Origin of the sequence: Paracoccus luteus, from assembly GCF_004522155.1 — a bacterium.
GTDB lineage: Bacteria > Pseudomonadota > Alphaproteobacteria > Rhodobacterales > Rhodobacteraceae > Paracoccus > Paracoccus luteus.
The window spans coordinates 1-506 of the sequence record NZ_SDEA01000040.1; the positions used below are offsets into that span (position 1 = coordinate 1).

The window sequence follows — 506 nt, forward strand, 5'->3', positions numbered from 1 at the left end:
GAAGAACAGTATTTGGTATCTGCGCTCTGCTGAAGCCAGTTACCTTCGGAAAAAGAGTTGGTAGCTCTTGATCCGGCAAACAAACCACCGCTGGTAGCGGTGGTTTTTTTGTTTGCAAGCAGCAGATTACGCGCAGAAAAAAAGGATCTCAAGAAGATCCTTTGATCTTTTCTACGGGGTCTGACGCTCAGTGGAACGAAAACTCACGTTAAGGGATTTTGGTCATGAGATTATCAAAAAGGATCTTCACCTAGATCCTTTTAAATTAAAAATGAAGTTTTAAATCAATCTAAAGTATATATGAGTAAACTTGGTCTGACAGTTACCAATGCTTAATCAGTGAGGCACCTATCTCAGCGATCTGTCTATTTCGTTCATCCATAGTTGCCTGACTCCCCGTCGTGTAGATAACTACGATACGGGAGGGCTTACCATCTGGCCCCAGTGCTGCAATGATACCGCGAGACCCACGCTCACCGGCTCCAGATTTATCAGCAATAAACCAG

The 506-nt window shown here is 43.9% G+C and carries 1 pseudogene; it reads right to left on the reverse strand.

The features are described 5' to 3' along the window. Positions 1 to 322: 322 nt before the first annotated feature. A pseudogene (locus tag EPA64_RS16185) lies at positions 323 to 506 on the reverse strand (class A beta-lactamase LEN-27); the annotation flags it as partial.